This is a genomic window from Streptomyces sp. DS1-CR2, assembly GCF_055760475.1.
In genome coordinates, this window is sequence record NZ_CM147085.1 from 8,295,067 (window position 1) to 8,312,868 (window position 17,802).

The 17,802-nt window shown below is 68.0% G+C and carries 17 protein-coding genes and 3 pseudogenes; 11 read left to right on the forward strand and 9 right to left on the reverse strand.

Going from position 1 to position 17,802, the window contains the following annotated elements; genetic code table 11:
* The first annotated feature begins 13 nt into the window (after positions 1–13).
* The 6 genes from ACY0PA_RS38740 (at position 14) to ACY0PA_RS38765 (ending at position 7,154) form a co-directional block, all read left to right on the forward strand.
* Complete coding sequence (locus tag ACY0PA_RS38740; RefSeq protein WP_473082033.1) at positions 14–1,468, forward strand: glycoside hydrolase family 32 protein; 1,455 nt, start codon at positions 14–16, stop codon at positions 1,466–1,468.
* Positions 1,465–2,391, forward strand: coding sequence for a carbohydrate kinase family protein (locus tag ACY0PA_RS38745; protein WP_473082034.1), 927 nt, complete (start codon positions 1,465–1,467; stop codon positions 2,389–2,391). Before ACY0PA_RS38740 ends, ACY0PA_RS38745 begins: the two co-directional genes overlap by 4 nt.
* Positions 2,392–2,470: 79 nt before the next feature.
* On the forward strand, positions 2,471–3,880 hold the full coding sequence (locus tag ACY0PA_RS38750) for an ABC transporter substrate-binding protein (RefSeq protein ID WP_473082035.1): 1,410 nt from the start codon (positions 2,471–2,473) through the stop codon (positions 3,878–3,880).
* A gap of 1 nt (position 3,881) precedes the next feature.
* Positions 3,882–4,862, forward strand: coding sequence for a carbohydrate ABC transporter permease (locus ACY0PA_RS38755; protein ID WP_473082036.1), 981 nt, complete (start codon positions 3,882–3,884; stop codon positions 4,860–4,862).
* Positions 4,846–5,694 (forward strand): carbohydrate ABC transporter permease, encoded by an 849-nt coding sequence (locus ACY0PA_RS38760; RefSeq protein ID WP_473082037.1) that lies wholly within the window; start codon positions 4,846–4,848, stop codon positions 5,692–5,694. The genes ACY0PA_RS38755 and ACY0PA_RS38760 overlap by 17 nt, the downstream gene beginning before the upstream one ends.
* A 53-nt stretch (positions 5,695–5,747) precedes the next feature.
* The gene (locus ACY0PA_RS38765; RefSeq protein ID WP_473082038.1) at positions 5,748–7,154 is read left to right on the forward strand and encodes a glycoside hydrolase family 172 protein; all 1,407 of its coding nucleotides are present in this window, start codon (positions 5,748–5,750) and stop codon (positions 7,152–7,154) included.
* Positions 7,155–7,303: 149 nt separating this feature from the next.
* Here ACY0PA_RS38765 and ACY0PA_RS38770 read toward each other — a convergent pair.
* Positions 7,304–7,705: pseudogene (locus ACY0PA_RS38770) on the reverse strand (zinc-binding dehydrogenase); the annotation flags it as partial.
* Positions 7,706–7,775: 70 nt separating this feature from the next.
* Between ACY0PA_RS38770 and polX the strand changes: the two are divergent.
* Positions 7,776–9,536 carry a DNA polymerase/3'-5' exonuclease PolX gene (polX, locus tag ACY0PA_RS38775; protein WP_473082039.1) on the forward strand — a complete coding sequence of 587 codons (1,761 nt, stop codon included), beginning with the start codon at positions 7,776–7,778 and terminating at the stop codon, positions 9,534–9,536.
* 196 nt (positions 9,537–9,732) lie between these two features.
* Here polX and grpE read toward each other — a convergent pair whose 3' ends face one another.
* From grpE to ACY0PA_RS38795, 4 genes and pseudogenes are all read right to left on the reverse strand, one after another.
* On the reverse strand, positions 9,733–10,281 hold the full coding sequence (gene grpE / locus ACY0PA_RS38780) for a nucleotide exchange factor GrpE (RefSeq protein ID WP_473082040.1): 549 nt from the start codon (positions 10,279–10,281) through the stop codon (positions 9,733–9,735).
* 2 nt (positions 10,282–10,283) lie between these two features.
* On the reverse strand, positions 10,284–12,149 hold the full coding sequence (gene dnaK, locus ACY0PA_RS38785) for a molecular chaperone DnaK (RefSeq protein ID WP_473082041.1): 1,866 nt from the start codon (positions 12,147–12,149) through the stop codon (positions 10,284–10,286).
* A gap of 352 nt (positions 12,150–12,501) precedes the next feature.
* On the reverse strand, positions 12,502–12,795 hold the full coding sequence (locus ACY0PA_RS38790; protein WP_473086569.1) for an ANTAR domain-containing protein: 294 nt from the start codon (positions 12,793–12,795) through the stop codon (positions 12,502–12,504).
* A 138-nt stretch (positions 12,796–12,933) separates the two neighbouring features.
* Positions 12,934–13,497, reverse strand: a pseudogene (locus ACY0PA_RS38795) (STAS domain-containing protein); the annotation flags it as partial.
* On the opposite strand from ACY0PA_RS38795, the gene ACY0PA_RS38800 reads away from it, so the two are divergent.
* Entirely contained in the window at positions 13,394–13,765 is a 372-nt protein-coding gene (locus ACY0PA_RS38800; RefSeq protein WP_473082042.1) for a helix-turn-helix transcriptional regulator, read from the forward strand. The pseudogene ACY0PA_RS38795 and the gene ACY0PA_RS38800 sit on opposite strands and share 104 nt — an antisense overlap.
* Before the next feature lie 56 nt (positions 13,766–13,821).
* A complete protein-coding gene (locus ACY0PA_RS38805; protein ID WP_473082043.1) occupies positions 13,822–14,190 on the forward strand; it encodes a DUF6479 family protein in 369 nt (122 codons plus the stop codon).
* A 56-nt stretch (positions 14,191–14,246) separates the two neighbouring features.
* Here the strand turns inward: ACY0PA_RS38805 and ACY0PA_RS38810 are convergent.
* A pseudogene (locus ACY0PA_RS38810) lies at positions 14,247–14,411 on the reverse strand (4Fe-4S dicluster domain-containing protein); the annotation flags it as partial.
* A gap of 116 nt (positions 14,412–14,527) precedes the next feature.
* Here ACY0PA_RS38810 and ACY0PA_RS38815 point away from each other — a divergent pair.
* Complete coding sequence (locus tag ACY0PA_RS38815; RefSeq protein ID WP_473082044.1) at positions 14,528–14,854, forward strand: plasmid stabilization protein; 327 nt, start codon at positions 14,528–14,530, stop codon at positions 14,852–14,854.
* Between the two features lie 71 nt (positions 14,855–14,925).
* Here the strand turns inward: ACY0PA_RS38815 and ACY0PA_RS38820 are convergent, their stop codons facing one another.
* From ACY0PA_RS38820 to ACY0PA_RS38830, 3 genes are all read right to left on the reverse strand, one after another.
* Positions 14,926–15,300 (reverse strand): VOC family protein, encoded by a 375-nt coding sequence (locus tag ACY0PA_RS38820; protein WP_473082045.1) that lies wholly within the window; start codon positions 15,298–15,300, stop codon positions 14,926–14,928.
* Between the two features lie 543 nt (positions 15,301–15,843).
* Positions 15,844–16,626, reverse strand: coding sequence for an IS630 family transposase (locus tag ACY0PA_RS38825; RefSeq protein WP_473082046.1), 783 nt, complete (start codon positions 16,624–16,626; stop codon positions 15,844–15,846).
* On the reverse strand, positions 16,515–16,985 hold the full coding sequence (locus ACY0PA_RS38830) for a helix-turn-helix domain-containing protein (protein ID WP_331719947.1): 471 nt from the start codon (positions 16,983–16,985) through the stop codon (positions 16,515–16,517). Before ACY0PA_RS38830 ends, ACY0PA_RS38825 begins: the two co-directional genes overlap by 112 nt.
* A 135-nt stretch (positions 16,986–17,120) precedes the next feature.
* Between ACY0PA_RS38830 and ACY0PA_RS38835 the strand changes: the two genes are divergently transcribed.
* Positions 17,121–17,663 (forward strand): nitrobindin family protein, encoded by a 543-nt coding sequence (locus ACY0PA_RS38835; RefSeq protein ID WP_473082047.1) that lies wholly within the window; start codon positions 17,121–17,123, stop codon positions 17,661–17,663.
* Positions 17,664–17,802: the final 139 nt, after the last annotated feature.

Genomic DNA, 17,802 nt, shown 5'->3' on the forward strand with positions numbered 1-17,802 from the left:
AAGGCACAGTGACGTGACCTCACCTGCGCGGGACCCTCATTTCCCCGCATTCCACCTGCGCCCACCGCGCAACTGGGTCAACGACCCCAACGGCCTTGTCTTCCACGACGGCCACTACCACGTGTTCTTCCAGTACAACCCGCACAGCGCCCGCCACGCCACCATGCACTGGGGCCACTTCCGCAGCACCGACCTCGTGCACTGGCAGCTGCTGCCGACCGCGCTCGCGCCCACCCCGGGCGGTGAGGACACCGACGGCGTCTGGTCCGGAAACGCCGTCACCGCCCCCGACGGCGATCTCGTCGCCTTCTACTCGGCCAAGCGCGACGACCGCTGGTACCAGCCGGTCACCGCTGCCCGCTCCGGCGACGGCGGCCTCACGTTCGCCAAGCGCGACGACCTGCTGATCGCCGAACCGCCCACCGGCACCAGCATGTTCCGCGACCCCTACGTATGGCGGGACGGTGAGCGCTGGCGGATGCTCGTCGGCGCCGCCCTGGACGACGGCCGGGGCGCGGCCCTCCAGTACGAGTCGCACGACCTGGAGGACTGGGCGTACAAGGGCGTCTTCCTGGCCCGGTCACCGGAGCCACTGCCGGGCGGCCGGGACACCGAGGAAGGCTGGGAGTGCGCGCAGTATGCACCCTTCGGCGACGGGCGCGGCGCGGTCCTGGTCAGCGCCTGGGACCCGGCCGAGGGAGCGCTGTGCACGGCGGCCTGGCCGGGGCACGAGGAAGGCGGCGCGTTCGTCGCGGGATCCCCGCAGCGCCTCGACCACGGCCCCGACTTCTACGCCCCGGCCCTGCTGCCCGCCCCTGACGGGCGGATGCTGATGTGGGCCTGGATCTGGGAGGCCCGCGACGAGGAACGGGTCGGCGCGCCCGGCGAGTGGATCGACCAGGCCGGCTGGGCGGGGATGCTGAGCGTGCCGCGCGAGGTGAGCCTGGATGCGGCCGGAACGCTGCGCCAGCGCCCGGCAGCCGAGATAGACCACCTGCGCGGCGCGCACCGTATGCACACGGAGGGCGTCGGTGCGGCCCCGCTCGGCGAGATCGGCCGCAGCACCGACCTGGTGGTGCGCCTCGGCGCGAACTCCGGGATGCGCGTGGTCACTTCACCCGGCGGGGACGAGTTCCTGGACGTACGACGTGACCCCGAGACCGGCGAGGTGATCGTCGACCGCGCGAGCGCGTCGCTCGACTCCCGGGCAAAGAGCGGGAGTTGGCGCCTCCCGGCCGCGCCGGGACCTGTCGAGCTGCGCATCCTCTTCGACCACTCGGTGGCCGAGGTCTTCACTGCCGACGGGCAGGCGCTGACCGTCCGTTTCTACCCGGTGGGCGGCGCCACCGCGTGGAGTCTGGTCACGACCGGACCGGACGCCTACGCGGTCGACGCCTGGGACATCGACATGCCCGACGTCGAGGACAAGCGTCCTGCCCCCGAGAGCACAGCGGAGGCACGGCCATGACCGCTCTCGTCATCGGTGAGGTGCTTGTCGACCTGGTGTGGCGCGCGGGCGCCGACGCCGTCGTGCCACTGGCCGGCGGCAGCCCCGCCAACGTCGCCGTAGGACTCCAGCGCCTCGGCCGCCCTGTCCGGCTGGCGACCACCTGGGGCGACGACGTGCCCGGTGAACTCGTCGCCGCACACCTCGCCGCCACCGGCGTCACCATCGACCGGGCCGCCACCGCCTCCGGCCGTACCACCGTGGCCCTCGCCTACGTGGACAAGGACTCGGGCGCCGCCACCTACGACTTCCTGGCGGCCTGGGACCCGGTCCGCATCGACGTACCGCCCGAAGTGACACTCCTGCACACCGGGTCGCTCGCCGTCGTCGTCGAACCCGGCGCCTCGCGGGTGCGGGAGGCCGCGCGCACCGTACGCGGCCGCCCCGGCGGCGCGGTGGCCGTCGACCTCAACGTACGGCCTGCGGCCCAGCCCGACCGCACGGCGTACCTCGAAGCCGTGCACGCAATGGTGAGGGAGGCCGACGTGGTCAAGGCCAGCGACGAGGACCTCGCCTGGCTCTACCCGGAGCTGACGCCCGAGCGGGCCGCGCGGGAACTGCTCGCGCGCGGGCCCGGCCTGGTCGTGGTCACCTCCGGCGCAGCCGGGGCGTACGGCGTCATCGAGGGCGCCGAGGCCAGGTGCCCCGCGCCCACCGTGGACATCGTCGACACCATCGGCGCCGGCGACTCCTTCCAAGCGGCACTGCTCGCGGCTGTGTTGCAGCCGAACCACGACGGAAGCCACACCGTGGCCCTGCCCACGGACGAGAAGGACCTGGCGAGCGTGTTGCGCCGGGCCGTCACCGCCGGAGCGCTCGCCTGTCAGCAGGCGGGTGCCCAGCCACCCACCCGTGCGCGGCTCGAAGCCGCCCTCGCCGCCTAGCCCGGACCTGTTCCGGACGGGCGTTCCTACCGCGGCCGGCTGCCTGGGACGGGCGGCCCGCCGCGCGGAGGGAGATCTCATGCACCACCCCAATCCATCGGGCCGTTCCACGTCGGCCAGCCGCCGGACGGTCCTGCGTTCCGGAGCCGCACTCGTCGGCGCGGGCGCCCTGGCCCCGGCACTCGCCGCCTGCTCCGGCTCGGCCTCAGCGGCCACCGCACCCCTCGACTTCTGGCAGTGGTACGCACCGCAGTCGGGCGGCGGCTACGCGGTCGGCAAGCAGAACCAGTGGTTCGAGAAGCTGCTCAAGGACTGGAAGGGACAGAGCGGCACGGACCTCGACCTCACCTACATCCCGGTGTCGCAGTACACCGAGGGCACCCAGCTGCAGGCCGCGTTCTCCGCGGACCAGGCACCGGACCTGTTCATCATCAGCCCCGGCGACTTCCTGCGGTACTACAACGGTGGCGTCCTCTACGACCTCACCGACGAACTCGGCGACCAGGCGAACGACTTCTACGCCTCGGCCCTGTCCACCCGCACCGTCGACGGCCGCGTCTACGCCCTGCCCATGGAGAACGAACCGCTCGCCATGTTCTACGGCGTGGACGCCTTCGAGAAGGCGGGCCTGTCGGAGGGCGACCTACCCACGACATGGGACCAACTCCTCGCCGTCGCCGACAAGTTGCGCACGCGACGTCAGTACGGCCTGATGCTGGAGACCAACCCGACCGTCTACCAGGTCTTCTGCTGGTACCCGTTCCTGTGGCAGGCCGGGGGAGAGGTCACCGAAGGCACCCGCTCGGCCTTCGATTCGACGGCCACGGTCAAGGCTTTGCGGCTGTGGCACGACGCCATACGCACCGGCGTCGCACCCCGCACCACACAAGGAGGCGGAGGCGGCGACCTCGTCGCCAACCTGGCCTCCGGCTACACCGCGATGCAGCAGATGACGATCCCCGGCAGCGCCTTCCTCGACGAGGGCGCCAAGGGATTCCGATACGACATGTTCCCGCTGCCCGCGCCGCAGACCGGAGCCAAAGCGCTTACCTGCATGGGTGGTTGGGCGATCTGCGTGAACAAGAAGAGCCCACGCGCCAAGCTCGCCGCGCAGTTCGCGGTGTGGGCGGTCGCGGGCAAGGACAGCCGCTCCCGCATGGTCGACTGGGCCTTCGACGCCAAGAAGACGCTGCCGGCGCGCCGTTCGGTGATGGAGCAGGCGATCTCGCATGGCCGGCTCGCCGACGACAAGGTGATGAAGTTCGCGGCGTACGACGTCGTGGGCCTGCCCAAGAGCGACCCCGGCAGCGCCACCACCCCGCTCGGCCGGGGTGAGCCGCGCTTCCCACCGGAAGTCGCCAAGGCAGTGATGGACGCCCTGCAGTCCGTGATGCTCTCCGGCACCGATCCGCGCACCGCCGCGGGCCGGGCGAGCGACCAGATCGACTCGGCCCTGACCGGTTACGACGGCGCACCGATGGGATCCTGACATGGCCGATACCACCAACGTCCCCCGCGTGCGGGGCACGGCCACCCGCCGACCTGCTCCTCCGGTCGCCGAGAGCCGCAACCGCCCCGGCCTGCGCGCCCGCCGCGAGGAGATCGCCGGGTGGCTCTTCGTCACCCCCGCCTCCCTCGGCATCGCCTTGTTCGTCCTCGCGCCGATGGCGCTCGCCCTGGTCTTCGGCTTCACCGACGCCGACGGCTTCGGCAACCTGCGCTTCGTCGGCCTGGAGAACTATCAACGGGCCCTTTCCGACCCGCTGTTCTGGAGCAGCCTGCGCACCACAGTGCTGTACGTCGTGGTGTTCGTGCCCGGCGTCTACGTCGTGGCCCTGGTGATGGCGCTGCTCGTCAACGGCAAACTCCCGGCACGCGCCTTCTTCCGCACCGCGTTCTTCGCCCCGTACGCCGTGAGCCTCGTCGTGGTCGGCCTCGTCTGGAAGTACATCCTGGCCGACTCCACCGGCATCCTCACCCAGACCCTGACCTGGCTCGGCGTCGACGACCCACCCTCATTCCTGGGCGACCCCGACTGGGCTCTGTGGTGCGTGGCCTTCATCAGCATCTGGTTCTTCGTCGGCTTCTACATGATCATCCTGCTCGGGGGACTTCAGGAGATCCCCGGGGAAATCCTCGAGGCCGCCCGCATGGACGGCGCCGGCCCCTGGCGCACCCTGTGGAGCGTCATCCTGCCGATGCTGCGCCCCACTACCTTCTTCGTGCTGGTCCTCGCCTCGATCGCGGGCCTCGCCGGCCTGCAGGCCTTCGACCTGATCTACGTCATGACGCAGGGCGGGCCCGCCAACTCCACCAGCATGGGCGTCTTCTACATCTACCAACAGGCGTTCAAGTTCAACAACGTCGGCTACGCATCGGCCATGGCCACCGTCTACGCGCTCGCGCTGCTCGCCATGACGGCCGTCGCCTTCCGCGTCACCCGAGGAGGCCGCTTTGAGTACGACAGCTGAACTCCCAGGCACCGACGGCCGGTTGGACGTCGGCAAGGCTCTCCGGCTCACTCTGGCGGCCGCCCTCGCCCTCGTCCAGCTGTTCCCGCTGCTGTGGATGGTCTCGGGAGCGTTCAAGAGTACCGAGGACGCCCGCGGCGCCTCACTCATCCCCGAACACCCGACGTTCCACAACATCACCGACGTCTTCACCCGCATCCCGTACGCGAAGTACCTCTTCAACTCCCTGCTCACCTCAGTGATCGTGACGCTGCTCCTGGTCTTCTTCGGCTCCATGGCGGCCTACGCGCTGGCCCGGCTGAAGTTCCGCGGCCGCGAACCGCTGTTCGCGGTGATCTTCTCCACGCTGATGGTGGCGATGCCGGTCATCCTCGTACCACTGTTCATGGTCGTGGCTGAGGTGGGCCTGGTGAACAGCTACGCGGGCCTGATCCTGCCGGTCGCCTTCACCGCGTTCCCGATCTTCCTGATGCGGCAGTTCTACCTCCAGTTCCCGCGCGAACTGGAAGAGGCCGCCGACCTCGACGGCTGCGGCTACCTACGGCGCTTCGTCACCATCGTGCTGCCGCTGAGCCGATCCATGCTGGCCGCGCTCGCCGTGACGACGTTCCTGTCGACGTGGAACAGCTTCCTGTGGCCGCTGACCGTGGCCAAGGACTCCGACCTGTGGGTGGTCCAGGTCGGCATGTCCCAGTTCCAGAACCAGTACGGCGGCGACTGGAGTCTGATCATGGCCGGTTCACTCGTCGCGGCCGTCCCCACCCTGCTCCTCTTCCTGATCCTGCAACGCCAGATCGTCGAGTCCGTCAAGGCTTCCGGCCTGAAGGGCTGACCTCAACATCCGTTCCCCGTACGGCATTTCCACACGCTGAAAGGCCCCGCACCGTGCCCACCCCCTCCTTCTCCCTCGGCGACGACCTCCTCGGGCGCGCCGCACAGCATCGCCGCGCCCGCTCTGCCCGCGTCGCCAGCTGGGACCACTCCGGCCTCAACGAGGACGCGTTCACGGTGATGCCCGGTGAGACGGCCGTCCTCGCCGACCTCGAAGGACCCGGCGCCATCACCCACCTGTGGTTCGTGCAGGGCTGCCGCGTGGTCCTCGGCCCCGGCCTCTTCGACGCCCGCGAGGCGGGTACGGCCATGGTCGAGTTCAACAACGCACTCGGCTACAACTGGGAGGTCAACGACCCCGACTTCTACCGCAACGTCCTGATCAAGATGTACTGGGACGACCAGGATCAGCCCAGCGTCGTCGCCCCGCTCGGCGACTTCTTCGGCGTCGGCAACTCCATGCCGGCCGCCTTCCAGTCCATGCCGTTCACGGTCTCGGTCAAGGACGACTCGGAGAAGAAGTACGGCGGCCCCGCCGCGTTCAACTGCTTCCTGCCGATGCCCTTCAACCGGCGCGCCCGCATCGAGGTCGAGAACCAGGGCGACCACCCGTACATGCAGTACTTCTACATCGACTACGAACTGTTCGCCGAGGACCTGCCCGAGGACACCCTCTACTTCCACACCCAGTGGCGCCGCAACAACCCCTGCGACGGTTGGGGCCCCGACCTGCAGGTCAACAGCCTCGAGACCCAGGTCCCCAACCTCGACGGCAAGGACAACTACGTCATCCTGGAGACCGAGGGTGCCGGCAACTTCATCGGCTGCGTCCAGACCGTCAACCACTTCACCGAGACCTGGTGGGGCGAGGGCGACGACATGATCTGGATCGACGAGGACTTCAACGCCGACGGCACCACCAGCTGGCCGCCGTCCATGCACGGCACCGGCGGCGAGGACTACTTCAGCCACGGCTGGGGGATGCAGAAGATCAACTATCCCTTCCAGGGCACGATCATCCACGAAGAGGACGTGCCAGGGCTCCAGGTCCACTACCGCTTCCACCTCGCCGACCCGGTCCGCTTCAACGAGCGCATCAAGGTCACGATGGAGCACGGCCACGCCAACCACCTCGCCGACGACTGGTCCACGACCGCGTACTGGTACCAGACACTGCCCTCGCCCCGCTTCGACATCCTCCCCGCCGAACAGCGCCTGCCGCGCCGCGCGGAGGGCCCCTCGATGAAGGACCTCCCGGTCGTGGACCGCTCCCGCCTCGACGACCGGCGCCAGGCGATGTACGCGCAACGGGACGCGCGCATGGCCGAGTTCACCGAGCAGCGCCGGGAATGGTTCGAGCGGCGCGCGGTCGAGTCACGTGAACGGGCTGTGAGGAACGCGGAGTTGGCGGCGCGGGTGAGGGAGCGGTTTCTGAGCGGTGTGCGCCGGCCGACGACATAGGCGTGCGGAGGGCGTTGTTGCACAAGGCTTCACGGGGACTTGGTGCCGCTAAGCCATATGGCACGGCGCTGGCCTGCCGTGGTTCCGGTGGCGAGTGCTGTCACCGGAACCACCGTGGTCCCGACAGTGGGCCTGTCGGACGACGGGTCTCAGACGGTGGCGTTGTCGATCACGAACCGGTAGCGCACGTCGCTGGCTTCCATCCGCGTGAACGCCTCGTTGATCTCGGACGCGGCGATGAGTTCGATCTCGGCGCCGAGGCCGTGCTGGGTGCAGAAGTCGAGCATCTCCTGGGTCTCGGGGATGCCACCCATCGCCGAGCCGGCAAGGGTCTTGTTGCCGGCGATGAGAGAGAAGAGGTTCAGCGAGATCGGCGCCTCGGGGACGCCGACGTTGACCAGCGCGCCGTCCGTCTTGAGCAGGCTGAGGTAGGCGTCGAAGTTCAGCGGTGCGGAGACGGTGGAGACGATGAGGTCGAAGCTGCCCGCCAGTTCCTGGAAGGTGGCCGGGTCGCTGGTCGCGTAGTAGTGGTCGGCGCCCATCGCTGGACCGCGACATAGGCGAGCTAGACCGACGAGACCGCCGAGGAATAGACGGGAGCCTCCTGCCCACTCGAAAGGCATGGCTCGGTCCAACGACGAGGTCGCGGCGCTGTTCCAGGAGTACGCAGACCTGATCTCGATCACCGGCGGGGACGCGTACAAGACGCGCGTCTACGAGAAGGCGGCTCGCGCGATCGGCGGCTACCACGCCGACGTCTCCACACTCGACACCAAGGGGCTGCAGGAGATCCCCGGCGTCGGCAAGGCGATCGCGGAGAAGGTCGCCGAGTACTTCCGCACCGGCAGTGTGTCCGCGGTCGACGAGCTGCGCGCCAAGATCCCGGCCGGCGTACGGCGACTGACGGCCATCCCCACGCTCGGCCCCAAGAAGGCGCAGGCAGTCTACGAAGAGCTGGGCGTCTCCTCGGTGGACGAGCTGGTCGACGCGATCCATGCCGAAAAGCTGCGCGACCTGAAGGGCTTCGGGCCCAAGACCGAGGAGAACATCCTGCACGGCGTCGAACTGCTGCAGTCCTCCGGCGACCGTGTCCTGCTGGACGTCGCCATGGACTTCGCCGAGGACATCGTCCGGGAACTGTCGGGCGTGACCGGCTGCCGCCGCTGCACCTACGCCGGGTCGCTGCGCCGTGTGCGGGAGACGATCGGCGACATCGACGTCCTCGTCGCGGCGGAAAGGTCGGGGCCGCTGATGAAAGCCTTCACCGAGCTGCCGTACGTCACCGAGGTCACCGCGCGCGGCCGGGCGAAGACCTCGGTACGCACCGACAAGGGGCTCGCCGTCGATCTGCGGGTCGTGCCGCCGGATTCCTGGGGCGCGGCCATGCAATATTTCACCGGTTCGAAGGCGCACAACATCCGCACCCGGGAGCTGGCCGCGCGTGAGGGGCTGAAGCTGTCGGAGTACGGCCTCTTCGACGTCGAAACCGGAGAAAAGGTGGTCTCCGAGACCGAGGAGGAGGTCTACGCCCGGCTCGGGCTGCCCTGGATCGCGCCTCCGCTGCGGGAGGACCGCGGGGAGATAGAGGCCGGGCTGGGCGACGGGTTGCCCGAGCTGATTCAGGAGTCGGACCTCCGGGGCGACCTGCACACGCACACCGACCTGACCGACGGACTCGCGCCGCTGGAGGAGATGGCGGAGGCGGCTGCGGAGCGCGGCTACGCCTATTACGCGATCACCGACCACGGGCCGAACCTGTACATGCAGCAGATGACCGAGGAACGGATGCTGGCCCAGCGCGAGCAGGTACGAGAGCTCGACGGCACGTACGGCAAGGGCGGTAAGCGGCGCGGCATGCGGCTGCTGCACGGTGTGGAGCTGAACATCGACCCGGACGGCGACGTCGACTGGCCCGAGGAGTTCCTGGCCGGCTTCGACATATGCGTGGCCTCGGTGCACTCGCACTTCAACCAGACCCGCGAGGCACTGACCCGGCGGATCGTACGGGCCTGCGAGAACCCCTATGTCAACGTCATCGGCCACCCCACTACCCGCATCATCGGCAAGCGGCCGCCCATCGACGCTGACCTCGACGAGATCTTCGACGCCTGCGCGCGCACCGGCACGGCCCTGGAGATCAACGCCCACCCGGACCGGCTGGACCTGCGCGACGAGGACATCCTGCGGGCCCGGCGGCACGGCGTCAGGTTCGCCGTGGACAGCGACGCCCACTCGGTCATCCACCTCGCCAACATGCGCTACGGCGTGGGTACGGCGCAGCGCGGCTGGCTCACCAAGGACGACGTGATCAATGCCTGGCCGCAGACCCGGCTGCGACGCTTCCTGCGCAAGGGGCGCACGGGGCGGAAACCCTCCGGCTGACCGAGAGCACGCGGCTTCGGGTCCGCTCCCGCGGCTCCTGTTACTGCTCGTGCGCGATCACTGCGCGTACGCGAGGGACGCGATGGTGCCTCCGGCCAGTACCGTGCGGCGGCGGCCGTCGGAGAGACGGTGGCGGACTCCCAACTTCCGAGGCCGGCGGCGTGATGCGCTGTCGCCTCATCCGGTCCGAATTGGCTCAGCCCTCTCTGCCATGCCCGAGGCGGCGATCCGATTCGCCATGCCCGAGGCGGGGGTCCGATTCGCCATGCCCGAGGCGGGGATCCGATTCGGGTCGAGGCGGTCCGGCGACCTCCACGTGGGCCGGACGCAGCAGGTGGTCACCGACGCGGTACCCGAGGCGGAGGATCTGCGTGCAGGTCAGCCGGTCGGCGTCCGAAGAGACATGATGGGCCACGGCGTCGTGGAAGGTGGGGTCGAACGCGTCGCCCTTCTCGCCGAACGACTGAAGGCCCAGCGCGCCGAGCTGGGTGTGCAGGGTGTCGGTGATGTCGTTCAGTCCCGGCGTGATCGGTTCGTGCTCGCACATGCGCTCTACGGCATCGAGCACGGGAAGCAGCGCGCGGAGCACGTTGGCGACGGCGATCTCCCGCACGGCCATACGATCCCGCCGTACTTGCTTGCGGTAGTTGTCGTACTCCGCCTTCACTCGCTGCAGGTCGGCCGTGCGCTCCTCGAGCAGGTGCCGCAGTGCCGGCTCTGTGATCTCCAGGCGTTCCTTCTTCATGGTCAGCCCGCCTCGGGTTTGTCGTCATCGACGATCTCGGCGTCGACGACGTCGTCATCAGCGGCCTTGTGCTCGTCGCCCGGGGCTGCGGCCTCGGGACCGCCCGCGGCCTGCGCGCCCTGGGCCTGGGCGTACATGGCCTGGCCCAGCTTCTGCGAGACGGCGGCGACCTTCTCGGTGGCGGTGCGGATCTCGGCGGTGTCCTCGCCCTTGAGCTTCTCCTTCAGCTCGGCGATGGACTCCTCGACCTCGGTCTTCACCTCGCCGGGGACCTTGTCCTCGTTGTCCTTGAGGAACTTCTCCGTCTGGTAGACGAGCTGCTCGCCCTGGTTACGGGTCTCGGCGGCCTCGCGGCGTCGGCGGTCTTCCTCGGCGTGCTTTTCGGCTTCTTGGACCATGCGGTTGATGTCGTCCTTCGGCAGGGCGGAGCCGCCGGTGACGGTCATCTTCTGCTCCTTGCCCGTGCCCAGGTCCTTCGCGGTCACGTGCATGATGCCGTTGGCGTCGATGTCGAAGGCGACCTCGATCTGCGGGACACCACGCGGGGCGGGCGGCAGACCGGTGAGCTCGAACATCCCGAGCTTCTTGTTGTACGCCGCGATCTCGCGCTCGCCCTGGTAGACCTGGATCTGCACGGACGGCTGGTTGTCCTCGGCCGTAGTGAAGATCTCGGAACGCTTGGTCGGGATCGTGGTGTTGCGCTCGATGAGCTTCGTCATGATCCCTCCCTTGGTCTCGATACCGAGGGACAGCGGGGTCACGTCCAGGAGCAGGACGTCCTTGACCTCACCCTTGAGGACACCGGCCTGCAGGGTGGCACCGACGGCGACGACCTCGTCCGGGTTCACGCCCTTGTTCGGGTCTTTGCCAGAGAGCTCGCGGACCAGCTCGCTCACGGCCGGCATACGCGTCGAGCCACCCACAAGGATCACGTGGTTGATGTCCGACATCTTGACGCCGGCATCCTTGATCGCATTGTGGAACGGCGTCTTGCAGCGCTCCAGAAGGTCGGACGTGAGCTGCTGGAACTGGGCGCGCGTGAGCTTCTCGTCCAGGTGCAGCGGGCCCTCGGCGGACGCCGTGATGTAGGGCAGGTTGATCGTGGTCTCGGTCGAGGACGAGAGCTCGATCTTGGCCTTCTCGGCGGTCTCGCGCAGGCGCTGGAGCGCCATCTTGTCCTTGGACAGATCGACGCCGTAGCCATTCTTGAACTGCTTGACCAAGTGATCCACGACGCGCTGGTCCCAGTCGTCACCACCGAGGTGGGTGTCACCGTTGGTGGACTTCACCTCGATGACGCCCTCGCCCATCTCGAGGATCGAGACGTCGAAGGTGCCGCCACCCAGGTCGAAGACCAGCACCGTCTGGTCGTTCTCCTTGTCCAATCCGTACGCCAGTGCCGCGGCTGTCGGCTCGTTGACGATACGCAGGACGTTCAGACCGGCAATCTCGCCGGCTTCCTTGGTCGCCTGCCTCTGAGCGTCGTCGAAGTACGCCGGGACGGTGACCACCGCGTCGGTGACGTCCTCACCCAGGTAGGACTCGGCGTCTCGCTTCAGCTTCTGCAGCACACGCGCGGAGACCTCTTGCGCGCTGTACCGCTTGCCGTCGATGTCTGCGTCTTCCGGAAACCGCCAGCCGTGGTCTCCCATGTGCCGTTTCACGGAGCGCGCGGTGCGCTCCACGTTCGTCACGGCCTGTCGTTTGGCCACCTCGCCTACGAGTACTTCACCGCTCTTGGTGAAGGCCACGACTGACGGAGTGGTCCTGGCCCCTTCCGTGTTGGTGATGACGGTGGGCTCACCGCCCTCGAGGACCGAGACCACCGAGTTCGTCGTGCCGAGATCGATACCGACCGAGCGAGCCATCTGCCTCTCCCTCCGCTGTCATGGCTGCCAGCGTCCCGTCACACTCTGTTCTCACCGGGCCGGCCCGTTCGCAGCAGGAGCTCGGGCGTGCGCATACCACCTGTTTTATGTCTTTAGTACCCATGCCTGGGAGGGTCACACGGCCCGCCCGGATGTGAGGGCACAGGCCCCGGCGCTCGCCGTGCCGACTCAGTAGGAGTCGGGCAGGTATGTATGGGGGGCTCCAGGTCTTGCGGTCCAGGCTCTGGCCTGAACACTGACCGCCACCGACTGCGCCGGCAGGGTGCACCGTCAGTGGCCGTCAGTGCGCACGCGGACGCGTGCTCCCAGGGCCGGAGGACCCGGGGGCGCGCTACGTTGGCTGGAGTTCGGCGACACTCGCGGCAATTTGTTGCCGGATCGGGCTCGGGAGGGCTTCTCCTGTGACAGAGCGTACGAGGCCGTCGGCCACCGTGTGGAGTTTGGTGTTGGTGTTCTGGGACGCCGAGACCAGGACGGACCACGCGTCCTCGGGCGACAGCCCGAAGGAGGCCATCAGGACGCCCCGGGCAAGGTCGATGACAGGCCGGGTCTTCATGGCCCGCCGGAGCTGGACGAGTTCGATCCGCTCAGCCCGGTCTGTGTCGGCGGGCGCCCGATCGGCCACGTCCGATGAGGCCGCCTCGTGCCCGCGGTCTGCGTGGTCCGTATCCGGGGCCTGGCCCGGTCCGTCCTGCCGGCCCGCGGTAGTGAAGAGAGGGAGTGTGCCAGTACTCGAGAGGATTCGGTGTACTGCAGGACTGCAGGCTTGAAGAGAGATGCTCTTGCCTTCTTCCAGAGCACGACGTTGCACACCCAGCAGGACGTAGAGTCCGGAACCATCACAGAAATCCACGTTGCTGAGATCGAGATCGATGCCGCGGGCCGACTGTATGAGGGCTCCGCACAGACCGTCCCGCAAGGCGTACTCGCTCACGGTGTCGGCGACTCCGGAGATCATCACGTGCATCCGCTCCGGCGCAGCGTCAATCTTGATCGTGAGAGGTCGCTGGTGATCGTTCGGCGGGAGGGCGGCCGCATGCGGCCGGACACTGTCTCCTGGTATGAGCTTCGTGAGGCCTGCGCGTCCTGGCATGACACCACTCCATCGCGAATCCTGCACTGTCCTCACAACAGCGTCCGCCCGGCGCAGCGCACACGTCAAGAGATACACGAAATGCGTTTCACCCTTTTGAATGCGTGAATCGCCCCCTATCCTTGGCGCTATGCGTGGAGTACCGGAACCGCACACTGGCTGGACGTTCCTCACCAACCACGCTCGTGTGCTGGCGGCGATCGCTGAGGACCCCACCACCCGTATCCGCGACATAGCAGCCAGATGTCGGCTCACCGAGCGTGCAGTCCAGAAGATCGTCTCGGACTTGGAACGGGACGGCTATCTCACGCACACCCGTCAGGGACGATCCAATACGTATCGCGTCGAGGCCGGGACCATTCTGCGTCATCCGGCCGAGTCCGGGTTGAGTGTGGCGGATCTCCTGGCCCTGCTTGTCGAGCACGACACGGAACACCGTGACGCGCCACCGGGCGTGCAGGCGACTGTCCGGATGCAGAGCGCTGAGGCCGGGCCTGCGTAGGGCAGGTGTGCGGCGAGCCGGATGATTCACTTCCTGGACTTGGGTACTCGCCGACCATGAACCCGACATACTTCGAAACGACCGCAGCAACCACAGGGCTCTCCGCTGTCGGTGCCTTCGTCGGAGGTCTCTTCATCGCCGGAATGCTGGTGTGGGCCGTCCGACTGGGCATCAGGGTGCGCAGGGAGGAGCTCAGGCCGCCCAGGCCCGATGAGCAGCCCCATCTGCCCGAAGGTGGCGCGGTCCACGAGATCCGGGAAATGCGGGAGCCTGATGAGCTCCCACTGGCCAAGGACGAGAGTGAGCGGCTCATGCCGTACGAACTCCACCAATTCGGCACTAAGCGCAGCGAGGACCAGAAACCTCGGCGCTGGACCCCCGGATCCAGCGGCTCGTTCGGCGGCGGGGGCCCCGGCCGGACATGAGCCTCAGCGGCGCCACCCGCACGAAGGCAGGTGCAGGACGGGCGACCAGCGGCGGGGCCTTCTGTGGGGATCGTGACGTAGAGCCGGGTGCTGTCGACCACGGCCCCCGCTTCGTGCAGTTGGTCGACCCGGAGGGCGGCGCGTTCGCGCAGTTCGTCGAGCGGGCCGAACTGGATGGACTCCGTCGGGCAGGCTTTGGCGCAGGCCGGTTCCTGGCCGGAGGCCCTCCCCATCGACTGAAGCCGGCCGACGGCGCCTGACTGGCGGCGCCGACCGATCGGACGTGCACTGGTAGGGCCCTGGCAGACCCTGGCAAGTGCGAAAGGGATGAGGAACTGTGCCTGCAGGATCAAGCAAGAAGCGTGAACGGCAGTACGAGCACATCAAGGAACAGGCCGAGGATCGCGGCACATCGGAGAAGCGGGCCAAGGAAATCGCTGCTCGCACCGTCAACAAGGAACGCGCGCGCACCGGGGAGGCCGATACCGCCAGCAAATCCTCCACGCGCGATCCGAAATCCGCCTCCCAACGCGGTGGGGAACGCTCCCACAGCGGGCCCGGCGGCCCGACCAAGGACCAGCTGTACGAAGAGGCGAAGAAGAAGAACGTCGAAGGCCGCTCGACCATGAACAAGCAGGAACTGCGCAAGGCCCTCGGGCGCTGACTCCCGGCCGCCGCCTGGCCGCGCGGCAAGGCTGGAGCGGCCATGTCGTTCTCTGAACGCGTCCGACGGACTCAGTGGAGGCAGAGACAGAACGGATGGCCGGCCGGGTCCGCGTAGACCCGCCAGTTGACCCCCGGGCGGAGCTGGTCCGTCCGCTCCAGCACGGTCGCCCCGAGGGCGAGCACCCGCTCCTCCTCTGCGTCGAGGTCGTCCACGTCGAAGTCCAGGTGGAACTGCTGCGGGCGCTCCTGGCCGGGCCATTGGGGCGGTTGGTAGCCGTCCACCCGCTGGCAGGCCAGCGGTGTTCCCTCAAATCCGTTCACCTCGACCCAGTCGACATCCTCAGGGTCCGCTGCCGCCCGGCCGCCGAGCAGGTCCGCGTAGAACTCGGCGAGCCGTACCGGATCAGCGCAGTCCAGCACGACCGCCTGCAGCTTTCGAATCACTTCCGACACTCCTCGCTCTTCGGCGGGATCCGCCATCTACTACGCGAACATCGCCCGCTCCCTCCTCGCATCGCTACCCCGAACAACACTCGTCCCCACCACCCGACACGACGAGTTCGGCTCATTACTCAAACCCCACCCACGCCCGTGATCAACTGCACACCCCGGCGCACCATGTGCCCGATGCCGGCTGCTAGGCGATCAGCCGGGTGCATAGCTGGGAGGGGCACCTACCATCTGACACCGCGTATGGCCCGACCTCCTGAAGCCGCGGCGGGGCAGGCCATGGCGATGTCTGACACTCACTATCAGGACAGCGACGAGCAGTCCGTCGAGTCCGCCGCCGGCACGTCCGCAATCCGGAACTCCGTCTCGTTCAGCACGCGTTCTTCTCCCCGTTCTGCGCCCGTAAGAGGATCAAACACGTCGACGACAAACGTCCGATGGACGGAGATCCGGGTGTCACCTGGGGCGAGGCAGATGTGCGTGCCAGGCCCCGCGAGCCCAGCCTGATCCGCCGGACACCCTAGTAGACCGTCGTAGCTAATTTTTGGGATAAAGGTGACGTAGTTTGGTGCGTGCGTCGTGGGTGGTGAACTGCCAGTTCACCTGGCGTTGGTCGGTGTTGGTGGCGTTCTGCCAGGCTGTGAGTTCGGTGTTGAGGATGTCGAGGTCGTTGATGCGGCGGTCGAGGCATTGGCGGGTCAGCGCGGAGAGTTCGATTTCGGCGATGTTGAGCCATGACCCGTGCTTGGGCGTGTGGTGGATCTCGAGGCGCTGGGCCAGGGCGAAGGCTTTGTCGGGGGTGAATGCCTCGTAGAGCGAGGCGATGGTGTGGGTGTTGAGGTTGTCCATCACCAGTACCACCGTGTCGGCGTCGGGGTAGTTGACGGTCAGGAGCTGCTCGACCTGGCCGGCCCAGTCGGTCCGGGTGCGCCGGGGCAGGGCCTGGACGCGGCGCCACCCGGCCAGGGGCTCGACCCAGCAGAAGATCGAGCAGGTGCCGCAGCGGATGTACTCGCTGTCCTGGCGGGCGTCGTGGCCAGGGAGGGCCGGGAGCGGGGCGCGGGCATGACCCAGGAGCTGGTAGGGCTTCTCGTCCATGCACACGACCGGACGTGCCGGGTCATGGGGGCGGGCATAGACGGCCAGTACGTCTTCCATCCGGGCCGCGAACTGCGCGTTCGCCTTCGGCGGGATGGTCCAGCACTTCTTCAGATGAGGACGCAGTTCCGTTTTTTTAAGACCCGCCCGATGGTGGAGTGATCCAGGTTCGGGATGTCCTCGACCAGCGCGACATGCTTCTCCAGCAAGCGCAGCGACCACCGGGTATAGCCCTGGGGTGGCTGTGAGCACGCCATCGCGATCAGCCGGGCTTCGACCTCACCGGTCACCGGCGAGGGCACCGGCGGCAGCTCGCGCTTCTTCCGCGTGACCGTGGCGTGAACATCGCCACCGGTCTCGGCGAACCGCTTGGCCACCAGCCGCAGTGTCTCGCCCGAGACTCCGGCCCGGGCCGCGACCGCGTCCTGCGAGCCGATCGCGCCTGCAGAGGTGTCGAGCGCGAGCAGCACCCGCGCCCTCCTGATCACCGAGGCTGGATGGATACCCGTCGTGGTTACCCGAACCAGCTCTTCACGATCAGCCGCGGTCAGCACCACCGGCCTCTTCTTCTGCGAACCCATCACCCCAACTCCCGTCCGGCAGAAGGGAAGCAACATCTGCCGGACCCCACCATCCCAACCAAACAACCCAGAACTAAGCAACGACACGCTACTAGGCTTCACGAGGCACAGGCACCGACCTCAGGAGCGCGCACCGTGTACGACCCCGCACCGGCCCACCCGTACCCCGACAGCACCAGCCCGGACGGGGCTCCCGTCCCGCACCCGCAGTTGGCGCCCGTGCTGGGCCTTCTGGGCATCTGGCGCGGACGCGGACAGGGCGGATATCCCACGATCGAGGGGGACTTCACGTACGCGCAGGAGATCACCTTCAGCCACGACGGCCGGCCGTTCCTCCGCTTCGAGGCGCGAGCCTGGCTGCTCGACGCCGACGGAGCGCCGCTGCGGCCGTCGGCGCGGGAGAGCGGCTGGTGGCGGCTCCAGCCCGAGGGCCGGGTGGAGTCACTGATCACGCAGCCGACCGGGATCGCGGAGATCTCCGTCGGCACCGCGGACGGCAACACGGTCGACCTCTCCACCGACCAGGTGGCGCTCGCCCCCACGGCCAAGGAGGTCAAGGCCACGCGCCGCCGCTACGCGCTGACCGACGACGGCACGCTCACGTTCACCCACGACCTGGAGGCCGTCGGGATGCCGCTCCAGCATCACCTGTCGGCACGGCTGCGGCGCGTGGGCTAGCGCCGGGCTAGCGCCGGGCTAGCCCACGGGGGTAAAGGGATTGGCGGAAAGTGGCACCCGGTGGTTACCCGGAAGTAACCGTGGCTGCTTTGATGTGGCGTGCTCACGTCCCTCACAGCTCCCCCACAAGAAACGGGAG

What these genes read in the sequence shown, in the direction of transcription:
- ACY0PA_RS38745 (WP_473082034.1), top strand. Translation starts at nt 1,465, where the DNA reads ATGACCGCTCTCGTCATCGGTGAGGTGCTTGTCGACCTGGTGTGGCGC.
- ACY0PA_RS38750 (WP_473082035.1), top strand. Translation starts at nt 2,471, where the DNA reads ATGCACCACCCCAATCCATCGGGCCGTTCCACGTCGGCCAGCCGCCGG.
- ACY0PA_RS38755 (WP_473082036.1), top strand. Translation starts at nt 3,882, where the DNA reads ATGGCCGATACCACCAACGTCCCCCGCGTGCGGGGCACGGCCACCCGC.
- polX (WP_473082039.1), top strand. Translation starts at nt 7,776, where the DNA reads ATGGCTCGGTCCAACGACGAGGTCGCGGCGCTGTTCCAGGAGTACGCA.
- grpE (WP_473082040.1), bottom strand. Translation starts at nt 10,281, where the DNA reads ATGAAGAAGGAACGCCTGGAGATCACAGAGCCGGCACTGCGGCACCTG.
- dnaK (WP_473082041.1), bottom strand. Translation starts at nt 12,149, where the DNA reads ATGGCTCGCTCGGTCGGTATCGATCTCGGCACGACGAACTCGGTGGTC.
- ACY0PA_RS38800 (WP_473082042.1), top strand. Translation starts at nt 13,394, where the DNA reads ATGCGTGGAGTACCGGAACCGCACACTGGCTGGACGTTCCTCACCAAC.
- ACY0PA_RS38805 (WP_473082043.1), top strand. Translation starts at nt 13,822, where the DNA reads ATGAACCCGACATACTTCGAAACGACCGCAGCAACCACAGGGCTCTCC.
- ACY0PA_RS38830 (WP_331719947.1), bottom strand. Translation starts at nt 16,985, where the DNA reads ATGGGTTCGCAGAAGAAGAGGCCGGTGGTGCTGACCGCGGCTGATCGT.